The following is a 19,002-nucleotide window of genomic DNA, read 5'->3' on the forward strand; positions in this document are numbered from 1 at the left end:
TCAGGCAACGGCATTCCGCAAGCAAGAGAAGGCTGGGCTAAACAGGGGTTTCGCCCTGTCGGTTCGAGCGAGCTCCACGACACCGGCTAACGTCGATTCGTGCCCTCCGCCGACCATGACCTCGGACCGCAGCATCTGGACGTTCCCGCCAAGACGGTGACCAAGGAGCCGCGGGACCGATCGCCCGAACACGCCGAGCCCGCGCGGTTCATCCCGCATGTGCAGGGTCTGCGCGCGATCGCCGTGCTGTGCGTCGTTCTTTACCACTTCTGGCCGGCGCGCTTTCCGGGGGGCTACGTCGGCGTCGACGTCTTCTTCGTGATCTCGGGCTTTCTCATCACCGCGCATCTCATGCGCGAGCTCACCGCCACCGGCACCGTGCGTCTCGGCCAGTTCTGGGCGCGCCGCGCGCGGCGCCTGCTGCCGGCATCGCTCCTCGTCCTGCTTTTCTGCGCTGTCGTGGTGATGTCGCCGTACCTCATGCCGACTTCGGCGCTGCCGAACGAAGTGCGCGAGATCCTCGCGTCGACGTTCTACGTCGAGAACTGGTATCTCGCGCTGACCTCGGCGGACTATCTGAACCACGCCGGCGACCCGACGACCGTCCAGCACTACTGGACGCTGTCGCTCGAGGAGCAGTTCTACGTCATGTGGCCACTGCTCATGCTGCTGGCGGCGTGGATCGGCGTGAAGTGGCTCCGCGGCGCGCGGCGGCGCGCCGTGCTCGTCACGCTGGGCATCGTGTCGATCGCGTCCTTTGCGTTCTGCGTCGTGTTCACGATGACCGACCCGGCCCCCGCGTACTTCGTCACCTTCGCGCGCATGTGGCAGTTCGGTGTGGGGGCGATGATCGCCCTCGTTCCTCTGCTGCGCGTGCGCAACGCGGCGGCGAGCTTCGTGCTGGGGTGGGCCGGGATCCTCGTGCTGGTCTACGTCACCTTCAGCTTCGACGGTCAGACCCCGTTCCCCGGGTACATGGCCGCGCTTCCCACGCTCGGCGCCGCCGCCGTGATCGCCGCATCCAACACCGAGCGGTGGTGGTACCCGACGCGCATTCTCGCGCTGCGCCCCGCACAGTTCGTCGGCGACATCTCGTACTCGCTGTACCTGTGGCACTGGCCACTCATCGTGATCGCCCCGTCCGTGCCGTTCTGGGGCCTCACGATCTACCACCGCGTCGCCCTGCTGGCGCTCTGCTTCGTGCTGGCCTGGCTGACGAAGAGATTCGTCGAAGACCCCGTACGCGGGTGGAAAGTGCTCACGTCGCGCCGGGCACGCGTGACGCTGTGGTCGTCGCTGGCGGCCATGATCGTCGTGGCTCTCGTGGCGTCCACGGCGTGGCTCGTGAACGCGCCGCTCTACAACGCGGGCACGCGCGACATCCAGCAGCTTCAGCAGGACCCTCCGGAGTGCTTCGGTGCGGCATCCGTTCTCGATCCTTCGTGTCAGGGCACCGACTTCGGCGCCTCGATCCTGCCCGCGCCCGGCTTCGCCGGCATCGACAGGCCGAGTGACGAGCAGTGCTTCGTGCAGCTCACCGACGCTCGGCCCGTCTCCTGCGAGTTCGGCTCGGAGGACCCCGAAGCGCCCCGTGTGGCGCTCGTCGGCGACAGTCACGCCTATCAGCTGCTGTCGACCTTTCAGCGCATGGCCGACGAGAACGGGTGGCAGCTCGTCACGTGGTTCAAGGGGGCGTGCCCGTGGAACACGACTCCGCTCGCCACGCCCGGTGCCTTCGGCGACGCCTGCACGCAGTGGCGCAACGGTGTGCAGTCGGCACTTGCCGAGGCCGACCTCGACGCCGTGTTCACGGCCGCCATCGCCACGACCCCGTACTCGTCTGCGGGCTACGACTCGTCGTACGATGCTGCCGTGGCCGGCTACCGGGATGCGTGGAGCACCGTGACCGATCGGGGCGTCCCGGTGATCACGGTCGTCGACAACCCGGTGTGGGAGACCGACCCGAACAAGTGCCTGCGCACGCGTGACGTCACCGAATGCGACGCGCCGCGATCGGAGGTGCTGGTGGCAGAGGACCCGCTGCGGGAGGCGGCATCCGGTCTCGAGAACGTCACGCTCCTCGACTTCACCGATGTGTTCTGCGAGACCGAGTCGTGCTCTCCGGTCGTCGGGGGAGCGAACGTGTATCGCGACCAGGACCACCTGACCGTGACCTTCGCCGACACGCTCGCGCCCTGGTACACCGAGGCGATTCAGTCCGCTCTCACGAGGAGTATCGCACCATGACCATCGCACCCGGTGCTTCTGTGCTCACCGCGGCGGGCAGGACGCCCGTCCTGGATCCCACCGCTTTCGTCGCGGCAGGAGCCCGTGTGGTCGGTGGCGTCACGCTCGGTGCCGGCGCCAGCGTCTGGTACAACGCCGTGCTGCGCGCCGACGGCGACACCATCACGGTGGGTCCTGGGAGCAACCTGCAAGACAACGTGTCGGTGCATGTCGACGCGGGGCGCCCGGTCGTCATCGGAGAGAACGTCTCGGTCGGGCACAACGCCGTCGTGCACGGCTGCACCATCGGCGACGGCTCGCTGATCGGCATGGGCGCGGTCGTTCTGAACGGGGCTCGGATCGGTTCGGAATGCCTCATCGCCGGTGGTGCCGTGGTGCTCGAGGGCTCCGAGATCCCCGACGGATCGCTTGTCGCCGGCGTGCCGGCCAAGGTGCGTCGTGAACTCACTGAGGACGAGCGCGACGGACTGCTGCGCAACGCGGAGCACTACCTGGCGCACATCCAAGAGCACATCGACGCCACACCGGCGGAGTGATCGCATGCGCATCGAGTCGCTGAAGCCCGGGGAGGTCTTCGTCTTCGGCTCGAACGCGTCGGGGTCGCACGGCGGGGGAGCGGCGAAGTTCGCGCTCGACCGGTTCGGGGCGATCTGGGGACAAGCGGAGGGGTTGCAGGGTCAGTCGTACGGCATCGACACGATGTCGGGCCTCGACATCTTGCAAGAGCAGGCGCGGCGATTCCTCGAGTTCGCGCGGGAGCACCCCGAACTGCGTTTCCTCGTGACCGAGGTGGGCTGCGGCATCGCCGGATACACCCCCGAGCAGGTCGCCCGTTTCTTCGCCGGCCCGCCCGAGAACGTCGTGCTGCCGAGGTCGTTCCTCGATGTGATCACGCGAAGGTGAGCCCGTTCAGACCGTCGAACCGCCCTTGGGTTCAGGGTGGTGCCTTCCGCGGTGCACCTCGTACAGTCGCACGTGCCCCGGCCATTGCGGGTCGTTCAGGATCGGCCGGTCGTCCATGAACAGCCGGATGACGTGGGCGAGCTGGTCGGGGTGGCTGAAGTTGATCGCGTGCGCGGCGCCCTCCAGCAGCACGACGAGCACATGGCTGTCGGTCTGGCTCGCGACTTCGTCGACGCGGTGGGCGTGGGGGAGCAGCGGATCCCTCTCGCCGAGCACGACGAGCGTCGGAATGCGCATCTCGAGCAGACGCTGGAGGCTCGGGTATCGCGTCAGTGCCCTGAACAGTCGCATCGTGCTGGGGACGCCGAAGCGCACGTAGTCCGGCACCGCGACCCGCGCCATCCGCGTGGGCTCGCGTATCGCATCCGCGGACAGTTGCCCGATCGCCCGCCGAAGCGGCTGATTGTGCAGGCCGCCGGCCGGCGAGACGAGCACGGCTCGATCGATGCGTTCGGGGTAGTGGTGCGCGAACTCGATGATGACGGGGCATCCCATCGAGTTGCCCACGAGCGTCGCCTTCTCGACGCCGCGATCATCGAAGAATGACGCCGTCGCGTGCGCCAGGTCCGGGATGTCGAGCATGTCCTTGCGCTTGCCGCTGCGTCCGAACCCGGGTAGGTCGGGGACGAAGGTATGGAAGTCGTCCGCGAGCCGCTCGGCAGTCGGCAGCAGATAGCGGCCCGAGAGCCCGAAGCCGTGGATGTGCGCCATGACCCGCCCGTCGACGGGAGGGCGCGGCGACTCTCGGTAGAACACGTCGACGCCGTCGATCCGCGTCCACCTCTCGGCCAGCGCGGACGCGGGCCGGCGTGGCAGCTTGCGCGGCTTCGGCGGCCGGGACGGCGAAGTGCTCATGGCGACTCCTGAAGGCGAGGTCATTGCCGTACCCAGTGTGGCGCGTGCGTCACGTCGCCCGATAGTGCGGATCGCGTGATCTTGGAGGCACGAGATGACCGGAAGCGGCCGCCGCGCCCCGGAGCCCATCGTTCGGACGGCATCCAACGCGAATGCCCCGTCAGGGCGACCTTCGGCCGGCCGAACGGGGCAGTGGAGGGATGCCGGGAATCGAACCCGCACCATCAGTTTGGAAGACGTGTCGGCCCACCTGTTAGCCGTTACAGCCCGCAAGTTTCCGCGAGTTTCGATCGGCTCGGTTACCGAATCCGTGCCCAATCAGATGCGTCTAGGGGCATGCGTCGGGCACGAAAGTCGGACTTTCAAACCCCACCGGGTCAGCCCGTCGAAAGGTCACCCGGTGACTAACGCTCACCGTCTTCTTGTGCGGATGCCGTGCGACAGTTATGTCCCACGAATCGACGTGTCGGCGAGATGTCCCACGACTCGCTATGACAACCTGAACGCATGACGCAGGACCCGGGGCTAGCGAGCGCGGTCGCAATCGCTACAATCATCGCCGCCATTGCGACGACGCTCTCAGCCATCGTGATTGCGGTGCAAGCGTGGTACACCCGCAAGGCGGTCGTGGCGTCCGAAGAGTCGACGGTGGTCGCCGAAAGGGCTCTCCAAGAAACCCAGATCGCACGCATCGAATCGGGCGTCCCACATCTGACGGTCACAACGCCCGGCTACGTAGATGCGACGAAACTGAGCGCGGCGATACCCGGGAGTTGGCAAAAGCGCGCCGTCGCTTCCACCGAGACGTTCGTGCTGCCTCGCGATGCCGATCTGCAACTGAGCCTCAGACACAGCGCGACGCTGCTCAACGATGGGCCGGGAACCGCGATGATTCGAGCGCGGGGAACGGACGGCGGCTCTGCGTATGTCCTCGCTGAGCCGGTTCCTCCTGGAGAGTCGCATGAGTTCGTGTTGACGGTGACTCACACGGTGTCCGAATGGGTCGCGCTCCTTGAGCCAGAGGATGCCGCCGCTAAGCCCTTGAGATACCCAGTGAGCGCACGCTTCTGGCTCACCTACACTGGTCCGCGCGACGCCGACGTGACGGAAACGCACCAGATCGTCATTCGTGGTTCAGCGCTGCTCGCGGTGGACGGCGCGAACGGCACGTGGCGCGCAGAGACCTCCGAAGACTTCGGAACAACGCTAGGAGCGCAAGTGCTCCCCGCAACGCGCACATACTGGCGCTCACGGTCGGCCAACGACAAGTTCGACGTTTAGCCCGCGACCGCTACGCGCTCGGATTCGCCAGCAGGCGGTCCCATTCTTCGTGCGTGAAACGGAAGCCGAGCGTGACTTCGAGCGTCCGGAAGTTGGTGTTTCCGGTCGGTACGTCAGCCTTGAAGCCGACAAGATGCACGTTGTCGGGGATGACCAGAGAGGGACGGAGTTCGCTGATGCGCTCCATCAATTCGCCTTCTTCGTACTCGCGCGTGATGTAGGTCATGCGCCCGAACGTATCGGCTCCATCTATCCGCTGCCCAGAACTTAGGCTGGACCTATGGAAATCCTCGGCCAGCCAAGATGCCCGAAGTGCGGCACCGTGCTTCGCGACGCTCCGGGTGGCTTCGAGTGCAAGACTTGCGGGCTGTTCTTCCTGCCTAACTCCGTCTAGAACACTGGCAAGGCGGGTTGGCAAAGAGAAGCCCTGACCACCCGTGTCGGTGGTCAGGGCATACTCTAGGTACTGCGTTCAGCGAATGAGGATAGAGAAGATCACTAGAACGATCACCGGCTGGGCTAACAGCGCGTTGATCTGAGTGATGATCTGGACGGTTGATGATTGCTCGTTCATAGGCATCGTCTCCTCGTTTGAGTGGGGTCCCAGAGTCCGTGTGGCTCTGGGACCCTCACGATAAACGAACCGGGCGACACCCGAGTCGCGATACGCCGGGCATCGGCCTCCGTGATTGCGGTCGCGCGTGACAAATCCCAGCGGAAACTAGCGTGATACCGCACCCTCGGAGTCTGTAAGTCGTGCACTCGTTCGTGTCGAGGATGTCGTGTCGGATTGCGACATGTCCTTGACGCCCTAAATCAGGCCGCGTTCTCGATAGCCCTCTACCCGCGCTTCGTACGCGATCCGCCGCGCACGCTGATACGGGGTCCACCGCTCAGGTTGATCGGTTATGTCTTGCCCGTCCTGGTGGGGGCGCTCCCACTCTGGATCAGACCCAGAGCGGAGGTAGGTGAGTTCGAGCACTTCGTTCACGCCGCGCTCTAGGTACTCGTACGCGCGAAAGTCGAGGTCAGATGAGACGCGTTCGCCTCGTGGCATCGGTCGGTCCTTTCAGGACTCGGAACCGGCCCCCGAGACCGTCGAGATTACTCCGGTCGGACGACAGAGCCGACCAAGCGTTGGGCGATCGTCGTGGAGTCTTCGTCAAGAGCGTCCGCGCTGGCCTTAGTTGTTCTGGATCCAGCCGCTCTTGCGCACCTTGCCGGTCGCGAGTTCAACATCCACCCAGTACCGAGGTAGGCCATAGAACGGTGCGGTCGGCGAGATGTCCGCTTCGAGTTCGAGACTCGATTGTGGCTCCAACCGATACGGCTTGACGTCCGCCAATGGTTCGCCGGGTCTACTGCCAAGGAACATCGCAGGTGCTTCTCTATCCGGCTGTCGGCCGCGACCCGAGGCGAACAAGAGTACATAGTTCACGGTGATCGCGGTCCGTCCGTGATTGCGGATCGAAGTGTGGATGCGCTGTGTCGTCGGGCTGCGCCAGGCGGTGCCCGAAACGTCCACCCTCGCCCCTGAGTGCCGCCACTCTCGTATCGTCCACCAGAGCGCGACGATGGAGACCACGAAGGTCAATGCCGAGATACCTAATGCCCACTGCGATATCACCAGAGCGACTGCAGCATACGGGTCATCGTCTTTGGCCACGAAGATCACGCCCAGACACTAGCGGCACATCACGGCGCGCGGCGGTTCTGTCCCACGAAATCCCATTCGTTGCTGCCAGCATTGGCCCCATGGCATCAACGACGTGCGGCTACTGCGGTCGCTTCTCACACATGACCCGCGTATGGGTGAACTACATCGAGACCCTCATTCCCGCGTCGTTTATCGAGCACGTCGGCACGCTCCCCGCACGCATTGCCTACACGATTCAAGGAGCCGCGACATGCGACAACTGCGGCCGCGTGTCAGTGGCCTTTCGCCAACTCGCGAGCAATGAGGCTCCGTCTGCGGCTGACGAGACCTTTGGCCGGCCAGGTCTGACGTGGCACCCGCCGCAGCAAGCGCCCGACTTTCCCGACGTCCCCAACGCGATCAGACGCGCAGCCAAGGAGGCCCACACGGCTAGCGCGGTCGGGGCGGGGATGGCGGCGATTCTGATGGCTCGAACGGTCGTAGAGGCAACGGCGAAGAACAATGGAATCAACACGGGCGCGCTTGTCGCCAAGATCGATGCCCTCGCATCTCGCAATCTCATTCGGCCGAGCACACAAGAGGCGGCGCACGAGATACGGCATTTCGGCAACGACATGGCGCACGGCGACATTGACGACGAGCCCACCTCAGAAGACGTGGCCGATGTGCTCGCATTCATGGATGAGGTGCTTCAAGAGGTTTTCATCGGCCCCAAGCGCATTGCTCGATTGAAGGAGCGCCGTGAGGCACGTCGCGATGCCGACGCCGGAGGCGAAGCAACTCTAGATGGTTCTGCCGATCAGGACGATTGACGATGCGCGGCGACTCGGCAGCGTGCCGAGCAGTAGACGGCATCTGACCGATAGCCCTTGAGCGATTCGCCGCACCACTGGCAGGGACGGTCTTCGCTCGCTGTCTTCGCGCTCTTGTCGTGGCTGATCTTGCAAGTGTCGCCGACGATCACATGACCGCCGACTGAGCACCATCGATGGCTACCGGCAGGTACGTGTGCCCCGCAGTAGAGAGTGCCGTTCTCGTCGCAGGGTGTGAACTTGCGGGCGTCGAACACGTCGCCGCACTCTGCGCACGTGTAGGTCCAGACGAGGACTGTTCCCGGCTTGGCAGACGGGTGCGGCTGCGCAGAGTGACCGACCCGAAGAACCATGTAACGACTCTACGGCGCGCCCCTACACGGCAGAGATGTTTCAAGGGGATGCCCTCGCCCACTCCGTCCGCTAGAGCGCTACGCGCGCCGCCGCGTGAGTTCAGGCATCCCCGGTCTCGCTCACCAGGTAGCGGCCTCCTGACGAATCTTCTCGCTACTCGCTTCTGCCGTCATGGCGGCGAACTCGACGCGGCGACGCTGTTCAAACCCTTCGCGGCGGTGCTCGGGCGCATATGCCGGATGCCGCGTCCAGACTTCTTCGATGTACTGACGCAGCCCGTCCGACCAGGACCACGATTCGGTTAAGCCCGCAGGATCAGCCGACCGCGACTCCGCGAACAGCCGAAACAACGGCGGGGCGCTGTTGCCAAGAGGCACCGGCCAGCCGGTTGCGGCTTCCACGCCAACCCGGCGCAGGTCATCGATATGCGACGGCCCACCGCGCCGATCCCAGACCGCCGCGCACGCGGCGCAGAACGCCGTGCGTGAGCCGTCAGGCCAGCGCAGGGTGTCGGGTGCCCGCCACCAGTCGCCTACGGCTTCCGCGCGGCCACACATGCCACAGCCGCCCCATTGCGAGGGTCGCGGACTCCGCGCGGCGATGAGGGTCGCCCACGCTTCGCGCAGCCGGCCACGGTCGGCGTCCGACACGTGGTCCCACGGCGTACCTGTGGCGCGACCGTTCGCCTCGGCTGTTACGCCGCCCACGAAACCAGGGCCATCAGGATCGCGGTTCCTCAGCACGCCGATGACTCGGCTTGCTTCGTGCTCTTTCAGATCATGCGAACCGACCACGGCAAGCAAGATTGTGGATGCCGCACGCTTCTCGGCTTCGGCACGAGCGCACATTGCACAGGTGCGCCGCCAACCGTCCACGTCACCGGGCTGCCGAGAGAGCCAGTAGGCGTGGTCTGCCTTGTCGCGGGCATCGGCGAACTCGGGTTCGCGGGTCCTCTCGCCCTCGCCCTTGCGCGCCCAGCCTCCGCAGACACGACACTTGGCCCGAGGTAATGCCCGTTCGCGCTCATCCCGGGCACTCAGCGTCTCCCTCAGTCGCTGAATGGTGGCCGCGCGGTTCATCCGAGCCACCGCCCCAGATCGCGCGTCAGGTGTTCCTGCAGCGTCGTCATGCTCACACCCCCATCCCGTGCGCGCGCAGCATGCCTGCCAGCGTGACCCGTGTCGACCAAACATCGAGGGCGTGCGCGTCCACGTCCGCCGCCGAAGCCGTCAGCGACCGCAGCGGGTACCGGCATGCGGTATGACGCAGTCCTGCCGCCAGCGTTGCCCTCGTAATGGGCATTGGCCCGCCACACTTCACGCACGTTTCGATAGTCATTCGTTTCCCTCCTTCATCTCCATGCACTGAGCGCACATCGCCAAGAACGCGATCACGGAGGCGTTCACGGCGAACACCGCCGCATAGTCGCCGCGAGCCGGATCGACGGACACGCGGCAGCGCCCGCACCGCATGGCGCAATCCAGCAGCCCCGTGGCCTGTGCGCAGTCCGGGCACAGCGCCGACCGCACCGGCATGGCCGTGAATCGCACCTCGGTCGCGTGTCCGCATCCGTGATCCACGGAGGCTAGCCATGCGGCGACGTACTCGCGCGCGCGTCCGGTCAGGCCGAGCGGCCCATGCGTCGGCGCGGTGTCCTGTTCCATCGCGCCCACGAACAGCGTTTCGTCGGCGTTCATGCTCCGCGCCTCTCATCGAGCCAGTCACCACAGACGGCCAAGGGCAGATGCAGGCCGATGCCGCCAAGCGCGGACTGCACCTGTTCGGGCGTGCAACGGCGAATGTCGAGCCGTCCGAGCACCACCCGGGCAGCGTCGTCCACCGATTCGGCCAAGTGACGAGGGGCGACCTTCGCGAGCAGGTTCGGTGTCGGTGCGGCGTTCATCCCAGCGCTTCCTTGAACTCGTCGCTTCCGACCACGCAGCGGGCCAGAATTTCGGTCTGGGGGATGGACGCGCGCGGCAGGTTGGCTGCGACGATCGCCACGATGAGGGCATTCGGCAGAGGCTTGCCGATGCCGCTGCGGACCTTGAACCGGTAGGCATTACGCCGGTACACGACGCGACCGCGAAGCGCCGATGCGACCTCCACCGCGAGAGCCGCCACATCCACGCCGCCCGGAGCGGGCGTCGCACTTGCCGTGCCCATCAGACCAACCCCCGCAGGGCGAAGGTGGCGCGAAGTGATTCGGTCAGGAAGTCGTTGGCGGCCTGGCCGCGCACGCTCTTGAACGGCCAGCGGCCACCGCTTCCGGGGCTCGGGTTGACCGGCAGGTGAGAGTAGGGGGCAGGCCTCATCATGAGCCTGGGGCCGCGCTTCGCCGTGATCGGTCCTGAAGTACCGCCGAGAACGAACGGCGCGTAGTCCTCGCCGACGCCGACCCGATAAGTCGTGGAGAAGACGCCCGAAGGCTGCACGTCGCTCTCGATCGAGTCACGCACGCGGCCTGTGCGCACAGGTGCGTTCGCTTTCGCGATGGTCCGATTCTGACGGCTCATCGAGCGCATTTCGCCGAACACCATGCCACCGGGCTGGAAGGCGGCAGCGATACGGGAGTCGTAGACCTGCACGATGACGGGCATCAGACTGCCTCTCGACTGTCGTTCAGGTATCGGATCAGGTCATCGAGCGGATACCTGACCGTGCGGTGACTGAGCCGTACCGAAGCAGGACCGGTGTTCTTGTCGCGCCAGCGCTGGAGCGTCCGAGGTTCGACGCCGAGAATGTCGGCGACCTCGGCGGGTGTCAGAAGACGCGGCATCCGGTTTCGAGTAGTCATGATCCCTCAGCCCGCCACACTCTCGACCAGACGCCGAACCACGTCATTAGCGGTCCTGCGCGAGTCACCTGCTTCGTTGATGTAGAAGGTGTTGCTCATGGTCCGGCCAGCGGCGACGTGCCCGCCACCTGTCGTGCTCTTGCCCTGTGCGACTGCGGACAGCCAGCGCACGGACGGATCGACCTGGTTCAGGTCGCGGCGCAGAGGAACGATCGCCTCCGGTCCGGCCTCGCCAGCCAGGATGCGCCGAGGGCCGAGAAGAACGCCGCCAGCAGCCATCCCGCCGCCACCACCGCCGCCACCAGGCAGGCGGAGCGCCTTGCCGACAGCGTTCGACAGGCTCTTGCCAGAGAAGAAGTTGAGCACGCTCTGCCACCAGTTCGGAAGCGTGACCGTGAGGAAGTTGCGCAGGCTTCTGCCCCAATCGGCAGCCAGGTCCGCGATCGGATTCCTGCCGTGGCCGATGAGTGACAAGCCGTTGAACCAGTTCGTGATGTCCCTCCACCACGCGGGCAGCGTGACGGCGAAGAAGTTGCGAATCGTCTGACCCCACTCGTAGGCGACATCGGCCCAGGGGTTGTTGCCCGCGCCGATCAGCGTCAACCCGTTGAACCACGTCGTCACGTCGCTCCACCACGCAGGTAGAGTCTCCGTGAAGAAGGCGCGGATCGTCTGGCCCCACTCGTACGCCACGTCGGCCCACGGATTGTTGCCTTCTCCGATGAGCGACAGGCCCTTGAACCACGACGTGACGCCCGCCCACCAGGCGGGCAGCGTGTTGGTGGCGAAGTTCTGCAACGTCGCAGCGACGAGCACGAAGCCTGCGGAAGCCAGAATGGGCAGTTTGGTGAAGAAGGTGCCGAATGCGGCGTCCATACCTGCCAGAGCGCCCATCAGAGCGCCGATGGCCGCACCGACCCCGCCGAAGGCCGAGCCGATGACAGCAAACCCGCCAATCGTGCTCAACAGCCCGGTGATCTTGGTGGACGGGTCGTCCTGTGTCGCGAGTACCAGCCCGCTCCAGGCCACAGCGGCCCCGGTGAGCGCAGCGGAGAACTTGCTGACCTTATCGGTGTTCCGGCCGCTCATCACGCCCATGAATCCAGCCAGCGGGCCGACGATAGCGGTGGTGATCTTTACTGCGGCAATCGCACCCAGAGCGGTGCCGATGCCGACCAGACCGGCGCGGACGGCGTCCGGGTTCGCCCTGATGAAGCCGGTCGCGAAGTCCAGGATCGGCTTCAGCGCGTCGCCGAGGTTGTTGAGCGCGCCGACCACGGCACCAGGAATGTCCAACTGGTCGAAGAACTCGACAAGGCTCTTGCCCGGGCCTTCGAGGAACCGAGCCAGACCGTCGATGAAGTTGTTGAGGTTGTCCGTGCTCTGCTGATCGAACAGCCCGCTCAGGGCGTCGCCCAGGCTTTCCAGCAGCCCGCCGAGATGCTCGAACACCGACGCGCCACGAGTCACCCATTCGCTGTAGCCGGGTCCGTTCACGAAGTTGTCGAAACCTGTCGCGAGGTCGTTGAGCCACCCGGCAAGACCTTCGACGGCCTGCTGCATCGCGGGGTTCGCGAACGCCGCGAGCAAGGCAGCCCCGAACGTCCCTGCGGCGCGCGCGAGTCGGTCGAAGATCGGAGCAGACCCCTCGACAACCTTCGACAGGTTCTCGAAATTCCTGGTGCCAGGAGCGAGGTTCTTCGCGAAGTCTTGGATCAGGCCGTTGACGACATCGGCCACCTTCTCCAGCGGCTTCTGCAACCCTTGCACCGTGTCCGTCAGCGACTTCCACGCCTTCTCGGTATCGCGGAAGACGCGAGCCGTCAGTTCGCCGTTCAGGTCGCTGAGAGTGTCCTTCAGCCGGTCGAAGGCGGCACGCGCGGGACGCACGGCATCCGGCACGTCTTCGATGTCCCCGGCGAAGCGAGCGAATGCCGCGATCGTGACACCGAGTCCGATGCCGACAGACGTGAACGCAGAACCGAGAGTGAGGATGCCCGATGCCGCCGCCGAGGCCAAGGTGACGATCTGCGGGAGAGCGGCGGTGACCGCGCCGACAATGAGGGTCCACTGCCGCGTGTTGTGAGAGAGTCCGCGCCAGCCGTTCGAGAAGTGCTGGAGCGCGCCACCCGTCCGCTTCAGCGAGCCGGTAAGGCGAGTGAACGAGTCGTTCTTGCGGAGCAGGTTGCTCAGCGACCTATTGAACGACTGGCCGAAGTCGCGGCCAGCCCGTTCGCCTGCCCGCCGAGCGATGATCCGCACCTGACGCGGGAGGTCGCGGCCATCAGCATCAACGACGATCGTTGCGTGACCCCACACGGCGGCGATGACTCAGCCCGCCAGATCAGGGAGGCTGAACGCCTCGATAGCCGCCGTGTTCCGCATGTTCTTCACCTGAGTCTCGTGTCAATTCTCGCTGCCCATTCTACCTCGTGGAGCCACTAAAGCCCAGGTCAAACGCATTATGTGGTACACAACGAGACTGGTTCTGAGCCTGTGCTACTCCAGCCAGATCGACTCTGCGATGACGCCGTTCGCCGACCGCGAGAGACGCGCAATCGCGTCGGTCATCTCGTCGGAAACCTCTTCGACCGACACATACGCGCGCTCATGCAGACGCGCGAGCAGCGAGAAGAAGGCGGACGTGGCCTCGATCAACCGCACTCGTTCCTCGTCGAGCGGACCCGCACCGCCATTCACGATCTGTTCGACGCGCCTCTGCTCAGCGGTATCCGCGGCGACCGCAGCCACGCGTGCGGCATCCCAGCCATACGCGTACCAGTCATCTGAAGACGTGACGCGTGCGATCACGAGGCCGTCAGCGTCGTGCACGATGCAGCGGAAGGCATCTGACTGCGCGTCCTGGCTCATCACGTGATCGCTCTCGTTGACGGAAAGTCGGACTTTCCAGCGTGCGTGGCGCGATCGGTCTTAGCCATGATTTTCAGAACGGATCGTCGTCCTTGAATGCGTGAGGCGCATGTGATTCCGCCGCACTCGGAACAGAGGGCCACGGCTCAGCCCGCTTGGAAGCCGCACGTTCGGTATCCGAGAGCCGCCCGTTGAACGCCAAGACCTCGCGTACCTCGCCACTCGTGATCGAAGCGAGCGTGTCCGCTCTATACCTGCGATCGAGCGCGAAGGCATCTCCGCGCATCTCGCGATCGAGGTAGGCATGCCCACAGGTAGCGAGTTCGTACTGCACTGCGGACAGGTCCGGGTTCGGGTCGTCGGCGATCAGGCGAGCAAGGTCGGTGAGGACTTCGCGAGACTCGTCACTCAGTCGAGCCCATGCATCAGTCGGTGACACGGATGCCGCATCAGCGGCAGGAGTGTCACGCTTCGCGACTTGCTCGCGGGAGTTAACTCCGTTAGGGGAGTTATTCCGCAGATTCTGAGGCCTATGGTTATTCCGCAGATTCTGAGGCTCATTTTCTGCGGTTCTCTTCGCCAGCCGACGGGACTGAACCGCAGATTCTGAGGTTCTGTTCTTGGCGATAGCGTCGTCGGTCGCCAGCCATACGGGCACAGCCTCGAAGGCGCTGACCGCGTAGACGTTCTTCTGGTCGCCGTTGCGCCAGACCTTCTTCACGTGCACGAGGCCCGCGTCAGCGGCCTCCCTGATGTAACCGCGCAGTGCGTTCTCGCTCACGCCGAGCCTGCTGCACAGCGTTCTCATCGACGGAAAGCACTCGCCTGTTCTGGTGTTGCGCATCGCCAGCAGCGTGCCGTACGCGGCACGAGCCTGCATGCTCAGCGCACCAGGGCGCACGTCGTTCCACACCCACTCAGGCGTTTTCACGACGGGCTTCCTTGTAGTAGCCGATCCGCAGATCGTGGCGGAGCGCAATGTCATTGCCCGATGCGCGCACCTCGATGCAGCACGGCGTGACGGTGTACGACTCCAAGACGCCGATGCCCGCGAACTCCTTGCCGATGTGATGCGGGCGCAGACCGTCAGCCCTCATGGCCTGCACGCGAGCGATGCGCTCAACGCTCAGCACGTCCGGGCTCGTGGCGACGCCGATCATCGGCCGGCCTCCAGCCGGTCGGCGATGCGCTTCACGGCGCTCTCGATCGAGCGCAGCACGTCGATCACGTCGGTATCAGCAACCGTGCGCGACGGCGGGGGAGTGCGGTGTGCTGTCTCGGGCCATGCGGCATCCGCCCGCGCATGGAGTGAGGCGAGCGGGTCATTGCCCTTCTCGATGTCTGCGACCAGCCCGCGAACCTCATCGGCGGACAGGTTCTTGATCACCCACGCCTTGTCGAGCGGCTTCAGTCTGTGCTCCAACGCCACCTTGTAGAGCCAGCCTGCCTGCTTGTCGGTGGCCGGATGCCGCGCCGACTCGTGACCGCTCTCTGTGCACTCGCGGCCAGCGAAGTAGTCACGGCCAGCCTCCAGAGCCTTGAGTGCCGCGCTGACCTCGGCGTTGTCGAACGGAGCAACGTACTCATCGCACGGCTTCGCCAGGCCACGCTTCTCGGCAGCGGCGGCGAGCATGGCGATCTGCCTTTCGGACGCCATCAGTCACGCGCCTCGATGGCCTCGGCGCGAATGAACTCGCACAGCACGTCCGCCTGTTCGGCAGTGAGCCGCACGTCAGTCTCGGCGAGACGCGTGCGCACGGCCTGCGCGATGTTCGCGACCATGAGCCGCTGATAGGCGAAGGTCGTGAGCGGCCCGCCTTCCGAACCTTCGACGGAGCGTGCCCGTCCGACATAGCCACGCGCGGACGGCGGGCGGAGAATCTCGGTCGCGGGACCGGGGTGAGAGGGCTGCATCAACGTGTCGACCTTCCAACACTCGTGCACGGCATCCGGGGCCGTACTGCCCGCTCTCTCTCGCTCTCAAGTGTACAGGACGACCGCAGACTGTGAGAGCAATAAACGCCAGGTCAAGTTACCAAACTGGTGGACCAGACTGGTGGTGTGGACTGATTCGCGTTAATCTCGCTGTAACGGCTAGGCCTATCAAGGTGCAGACAGAGAGGCGTTACACATCATGGCCAGGAGAAACGGCTTCGGCTCGATCCGACAGATGCCATCGGGCCGATGGCAGGCACGCTGGACGACTGATGCAGGGGAGCGGATGACCGCGCCGCGCACGTTCGACACGAAGCGCGACGCCCAGCAGTTCCTCGCGCAGACGCAGACGGACCTCTCTAGAGGCGCGTTCATCGACCATCGCGCCGGTCAGGTCACGTTCCTTTCGTACGCCACCGAGTTCATCGCGAACGGCGGCACGCGGGGCCGACTCGCACCGAGAACAGCGGAGTTGTACACCGACCTGATCACGCGTGACCTAGAACCGCTCCACCGGGTCACCATCGCCAGCGTGAAGCCACAGGACGTGCGGTCTTGGTACACGAGCCGTGCCGCCCATCCAACGCGCCGCAGGCAGGCGTACGCCCTCGCGAAGGCTGTCTTCGGAACAGCCGTGCGCGATCGACTCATCGCGTCGAACCCGTGCACCATCGTTGGCGCAGGTGTCGCCAAGGCCGATGAACGGCCATACCTCTCACCCGACGTGCTCGCGACCATCGTTGACCGGATGCCGCAGCACTACCGAACCCCTCTGCACGTCATGTTCGGTGCGCACCTGCGGCTCGGTGAACTCGTCGGCCTGCAACGCGGAGACTTTGACGCCGAGGCCGCGACACTGCGCGTCGAGCGTCAGGTGATCGACGTGAACGGGCGACGACTGACGACGCCGACCAAGACCGGCCAGGCTCGCACCGTGGCGCTACCGCCGAGTACGGCAGCCATGCTGAAGGCGCACATTAGCGCGACGAAGGGCGCAGCCAAGAGCCCGATGTTCCTTGACTACACAGGCCGATCTTCGTTGACGAGGAACGCGACACAGCAGGCATGGCGGAAGGCGACCAAGGCTCTCGGCCTAGATCAGTTCCACGTGCACGATGTGCGGCACGCAGGCCTCACGCTGGCGGCGCAGGCAGGCGCGACGACCCGCGAACTGATGGCACGCGCAGGGCACCGAACGACGGCAGCGGCGATGACCTATCAGCACGTCGCCGAGGAACGTTCAGCCCTACTGGCAGAGCGCATGGACGCGCTCTCTGCGGCATCCGCTACGGGCACATATAGAGACGCGTCGGGCACGTATCGGGCACGCGAGGCCATCGTGGCTTGAGCCTGACCTAGCCGAGACATGAAGAAAGCCCCGAGATATCGGGGCATTCTTGTTTGGAGGGGATGACGGGAATCGAACCCGCACCATCAGTTTGGAAGACTGAGGCTCTACCATTGAGCTACATCCCCGCAGCGGCGAGCCGCGGCATCCGCCATTCTATGCCACGAATGCGCGCGGCCCGTGCGCGAGGCGAGTGCCGGGCGCGTCGGCTAGACTTCTCGGGGCCGAATGGCGCATGCACGTGCGCGAACCCGCCCGGGGCGTAGCTCAGCTTGGTAGAGCGCCCGCTTTGGGAGCGGGAGGCCGCAGGTTCAAATCCTGTCGCCCCGACATCACGGCCCACAGAATTCCAACCCCAGACTCAACCGCCGCGCTCGCGCGCGGTCCGATAGAGGAGAACGAACAGGCATGGTGAACAGCACCGTCGAGAAGCTCAGCCCGACCCGGGTGAAGCTGCACATCACGGTCAGCCCCGACGAGCTCAAGCCGTCGATCGCACACGCGTACGAGCACATCGCGCAGGATGTGCAGATCCCGGGCTTCCGCAAGGGCAAGGTGCCGGCGCCGATCATCGACCAGCGCGTCGGCCGCGTCGCCGTGCTCGAGCACGCCGTGAGCGAGGGTCTCGACACCTTCTACCGTGAGGCCGTCACGGCCAATGAGCTGCGCGTGCTGGGCCGCCCGAGCGCCGAGGTCACCGAGTGGCCGAACGAGAAGGACTTCTCAGGCGACCTCGAGGTGCAGGTCGAGGTGGACGTGCGTCCCGAGTTCGAGCTTCCTGCCCTCGAGGGCACGACGATCGAGGTCGACGCCGTCGAGGTCGACGAGGCCGCCATCGACGAGGAGCTCGACCGCCTTCGCAGCCGCTTCGGCACGCTGGTGACCGTCGACCGCCCGGCCGCGACCGGCGACTTCGTCGAGCTCGACCTGGTCGCCGAGATCGACGGGACCGAGATCGACCGCGCCGAGGGCGTGTCGTACGAGGTCGGGTCGGGCGAGCTGCTCGAGGGCATCGACGAGGCGATCGAGTCGCTCACCGCCGGTGAGGAGACCACCTTCCGCTCGAAGCTCGTCGGCGGCGATCACGCCGGTGAAGAGGCCGAGGTCGCCGTCACCGTCAAGGCTGTGAAGGAACGTGAGCTTCCCGAGGCCGACGACGACTTCGCCCAGATCGCGAGCGAGTTCGACACCATCGCCGAACTGCGTGACAGCCTCAGGGAGCGCGTCGGCCAGCAGTCGGTGTTCACGCAGGGCTCCGCGGCTCGCGACAAGCTGATCGAGACGCTGCTCGAGCGCGTCGAGATCCCGGTTCCGCCGCAGCTCATCCAGGACGAGGTGCACAATCACCTCGAGGGCGAAGGCCGTCTCGAGGACGACGTGCACCGCGCCGAGGTCGCCGAGGCGAGCGAGAAGCAGTTCAAGACGCAGATGCTGCTCGACAAGATCGCCGAGTCGGTCAACGTGCAGGTCTCGCAGGACGAGCTCACGCAGTACCTCGTGCAGTCCGCCAGCCAGTACGGCATGGCGCCGCAGGACTTCGTCAACGCGCTGCAGGAGGGCAACCAGCTGCCCGCGATGGTCGGCGAGGTCGCCCGCAACAAGGCCCTCGCGGTGGCCCTCGGCAAGGTCACCGTCGTCGACACCAACGGCGCCACCGTCGACCTCACCGGTTTCGTCGCCGTCGAGGACGAGGAAGCAGCTGAGGAAGAGGTCGTCGAAGAGGCGCAGGAGATCGCGGATGCCGCGGCCGACGCCGACGCCGTGATCGAGGCCGAAGAGGCCGAGGCCGAGGCGAAGCCCGCCAAGAAGAAGGCGCCGGCCAAGAAGAAGGCCGCCGACAAGGAGTAGCCGCTGCGACAGCAGCGACGAAGGGGGACGGATG

General features: G+C 65.5%; 22 protein-coding genes and 2 tRNA genes. 8 read left to right on the forward strand and 16 right to left on the reverse strand.

Features of this window, described 5'->3' with window-relative positions; translation table 11 throughout:
* The first annotated feature begins 99 nt into the window (after positions 1-99).
* From K0817_RS09275 to K0817_RS09285, 3 genes are read left to right on the forward strand one after another with little or no spacing between them, the layout of a single operon-like run.
* Positions 100-2,247, forward strand: a complete 2,148-nt coding sequence (locus tag K0817_RS09275; protein ID WP_219981174.1) for an acyltransferase family protein — start codon at positions 100-102, stop codon at positions 2,245-2,247.
* Positions 2,244-2,783, forward strand: a complete 540-nt coding sequence (locus tag K0817_RS09280; RefSeq protein ID WP_219981175.1) for a gamma carbonic anhydrase family protein — start codon at positions 2,244-2,246, stop codon at positions 2,781-2,783. Before K0817_RS09275 ends, K0817_RS09280 begins: the two co-directional genes overlap by 4 nt.
* Before the next feature lie 4 nt (positions 2,784-2,787).
* Positions 2,788-3,150: a hypothetical protein gene (locus tag K0817_RS09285; RefSeq protein ID WP_219981176.1), complete on the forward strand. Its 363-nt coding sequence runs from the start codon at positions 2,788-2,790 to the stop codon at positions 3,148-3,150.
* 6 nt (positions 3,151-3,156) lie between these two features.
* Here K0817_RS09285 and K0817_RS09290 read toward each other — a convergent pair whose 3' ends face one another.
* Entirely contained in the window at positions 3,157-4,065 is a 909-nt protein-coding gene (locus K0817_RS09290; RefSeq protein ID WP_219981177.1) for an alpha/beta fold hydrolase, read from the reverse strand.
* A gap of 507 nt (positions 4,066-4,572) precedes the next feature.
* On the opposite strand from K0817_RS09290, the gene K0817_RS09295 reads away from it, so the two are divergent.
* A complete protein-coding gene (locus K0817_RS09295; protein WP_219981178.1) occupies positions 4,573-5,346 on the forward strand; it encodes a hypothetical protein in 774 nt (257 codons plus the stop codon).
* Between the two features lie 10 nt (positions 5,347-5,356).
* Here the strand turns inward: K0817_RS09295 and K0817_RS09300 are convergent, their stop codons facing one another.
* Positions 5,357-5,572 carry a hypothetical protein gene (locus K0817_RS09300; RefSeq protein WP_219981179.1) on the reverse strand — a complete coding sequence of 72 codons (216 nt, stop codon included), beginning with the start codon at positions 5,570-5,572 and terminating at the stop codon, positions 5,357-5,359.
* 957 nt (positions 5,573-6,529) lie between these two features.
* Positions 6,530-7,021, reverse strand: coding sequence for a hypothetical protein (locus K0817_RS09305; RefSeq protein WP_219981180.1), 492 nt, complete (start codon positions 7,019-7,021; stop codon positions 6,530-6,532).
* 80 nt (positions 7,022-7,101) lie between these two features.
* Here K0817_RS09305 and K0817_RS09310 point away from each other — a divergent pair, with 80 nt between their 5' ends.
* The gene (locus tag K0817_RS09310) at positions 7,102-7,815 is read left to right on the forward strand and encodes a DUF4145 domain-containing protein (protein ID WP_219981181.1); all 714 of its coding nucleotides are present in this window, start codon (positions 7,102-7,104) and stop codon (positions 7,813-7,815) included.
* A gap of 473 nt (positions 7,816-8,288) precedes the next feature.
* Here K0817_RS09310 and K0817_RS09315 read toward each other — a convergent pair whose 3' ends face one another.
* The 12 genes from K0817_RS09315 to K0817_RS18530 form a co-directional block, all read right to left on the reverse strand.
* Positions 8,289-9,248, reverse strand: coding sequence for a hypothetical protein (locus K0817_RS09315; RefSeq protein ID WP_219981182.1), 960 nt, complete (start codon positions 9,246-9,248; stop codon positions 8,289-8,291).
* A gap of 255 nt (positions 9,249-9,503) precedes the next feature.
* A complete protein-coding gene (locus K0817_RS09320) occupies positions 9,504-9,866 on the reverse strand; it encodes a hypothetical protein (protein ID WP_219981183.1) in 363 nt (120 codons plus the stop codon).
* Positions 9,863-10,072 (reverse strand): hypothetical protein, encoded by a 210-nt coding sequence (locus K0817_RS09325; RefSeq protein ID WP_219981184.1) that lies wholly within the window; start codon positions 10,070-10,072, stop codon positions 9,863-9,865. Before K0817_RS09325 ends, K0817_RS09320 begins: the two co-directional genes overlap by 4 nt.
* Positions 10,069-10,335, reverse strand: a complete 267-nt coding sequence (locus K0817_RS09330) for a hypothetical protein (protein ID WP_219981185.1) — start codon at positions 10,333-10,335, stop codon at positions 10,069-10,071. The genes K0817_RS09325 and K0817_RS09330 overlap by 4 nt, the downstream gene beginning before the upstream one ends.
* Positions 10,335-10,769: an HK97 gp10 family phage protein gene (locus K0817_RS09335; RefSeq protein ID WP_219981186.1), complete on the reverse strand. Its 435-nt coding sequence runs from the start codon at positions 10,767-10,769 to the stop codon at positions 10,335-10,337. Before K0817_RS09335 ends, K0817_RS09330 begins: the two co-directional genes overlap by 1 nt.
* Positions 10,769-10,966 carry an AlpA family transcriptional regulator gene (locus K0817_RS09340; protein WP_219981187.1) on the reverse strand — a complete coding sequence of 66 codons (198 nt, stop codon included), beginning with the start codon at positions 10,964-10,966 and terminating at the stop codon, positions 10,769-10,771. Before K0817_RS09340 ends, K0817_RS09335 begins: the two co-directional genes overlap by 1 nt.
* Positions 10,967-10,972: 6 nt before the next feature.
* Positions 10,973-12,868 carry a hypothetical protein gene (locus K0817_RS09345; protein WP_253735277.1) on the reverse strand — a complete coding sequence of 632 codons (1,896 nt, stop codon included), beginning with the start codon at positions 12,866-12,868 and terminating at the stop codon, positions 10,973-10,975.
* Positions 12,869-13,465: 597 nt separating this feature from the next.
* Positions 13,466-13,837 (reverse strand): hypothetical protein, encoded by a 372-nt coding sequence (locus K0817_RS09350; RefSeq protein WP_219981189.1) that lies wholly within the window; start codon positions 13,835-13,837, stop codon positions 13,466-13,468.
* Positions 13,838-13,910: 73 nt separating this feature from the next.
* Positions 13,911-14,768, reverse strand: coding sequence for a helix-turn-helix domain-containing protein (locus K0817_RS09355; RefSeq protein ID WP_219981190.1), 858 nt, complete (start codon positions 14,766-14,768; stop codon positions 13,911-13,913).
* Positions 14,755-14,997 carry a hypothetical protein gene (locus tag K0817_RS09360; RefSeq protein ID WP_219981191.1) on the reverse strand — a complete coding sequence of 81 codons (243 nt, stop codon included), beginning with the start codon at positions 14,995-14,997 and terminating at the stop codon, positions 14,755-14,757. The genes K0817_RS09355 and K0817_RS09360 overlap by 14 nt, the downstream gene beginning before the upstream one ends.
* Positions 14,994-15,470 carry a hypothetical protein gene (locus K0817_RS09365; protein ID WP_253735278.1) on the reverse strand — a complete coding sequence of 159 codons (477 nt, stop codon included), beginning with the start codon at positions 15,468-15,470 and terminating at the stop codon, positions 14,994-14,996. The genes K0817_RS09360 and K0817_RS09365 overlap by 4 nt, the downstream gene beginning before the upstream one ends.
* A gap of 23 nt (positions 15,471-15,493) precedes the next feature.
* A complete protein-coding gene (locus K0817_RS18530) occupies positions 15,494-15,619 on the reverse strand; it encodes a hypothetical protein (RefSeq protein ID WP_301339804.1) in 126 nt (41 codons plus the stop codon).
* A gap of 439 nt (positions 15,620-16,058) precedes the next feature.
* On the opposite strand from K0817_RS18530, the gene K0817_RS09370 reads away from it, so the two are divergent.
* Positions 16,059-17,120, forward strand: a complete 1,062-nt coding sequence (locus K0817_RS09370; protein WP_219981193.1) for a site-specific integrase — start codon at positions 16,059-16,061, stop codon at positions 17,118-17,120.
* A gap of 54 nt (positions 17,121-17,174) precedes the next feature.
* On the opposite strand, the gene K0817_RS09375 is transcribed toward K0817_RS09370, so the two are convergent.
* Positions 17,175-17,248: transfer RNA gene (locus tag K0817_RS09375), tRNA-Gly, on the reverse strand.
* Between the two features lie 128 nt (positions 17,249-17,376).
* On the opposite strand from K0817_RS09375, the gene K0817_RS09380 reads away from it, so the two are divergent.
* Positions 17,377-17,450: transfer RNA gene (locus K0817_RS09380), tRNA-Pro, on the forward strand.
* A gap of 78 nt (positions 17,451-17,528) precedes the next feature.
* Positions 17,529-18,968: a trigger factor gene (gene tig, locus K0817_RS09385; protein ID WP_219981194.1), complete on the forward strand. Its 1,440-nt coding sequence runs from the start codon at positions 17,529-17,531 to the stop codon at positions 18,966-18,968.
* The last annotated feature ends 34 nt before the right edge of the window (positions 18,969-19,002 follow it).

The organism is Microbacterium sp. HD4P20 (genome assembly GCF_019449275.2).
Lineage (GTDB): Bacteria > Actinomycetota > Actinomycetes > Actinomycetales > Microbacteriaceae > Microbacterium.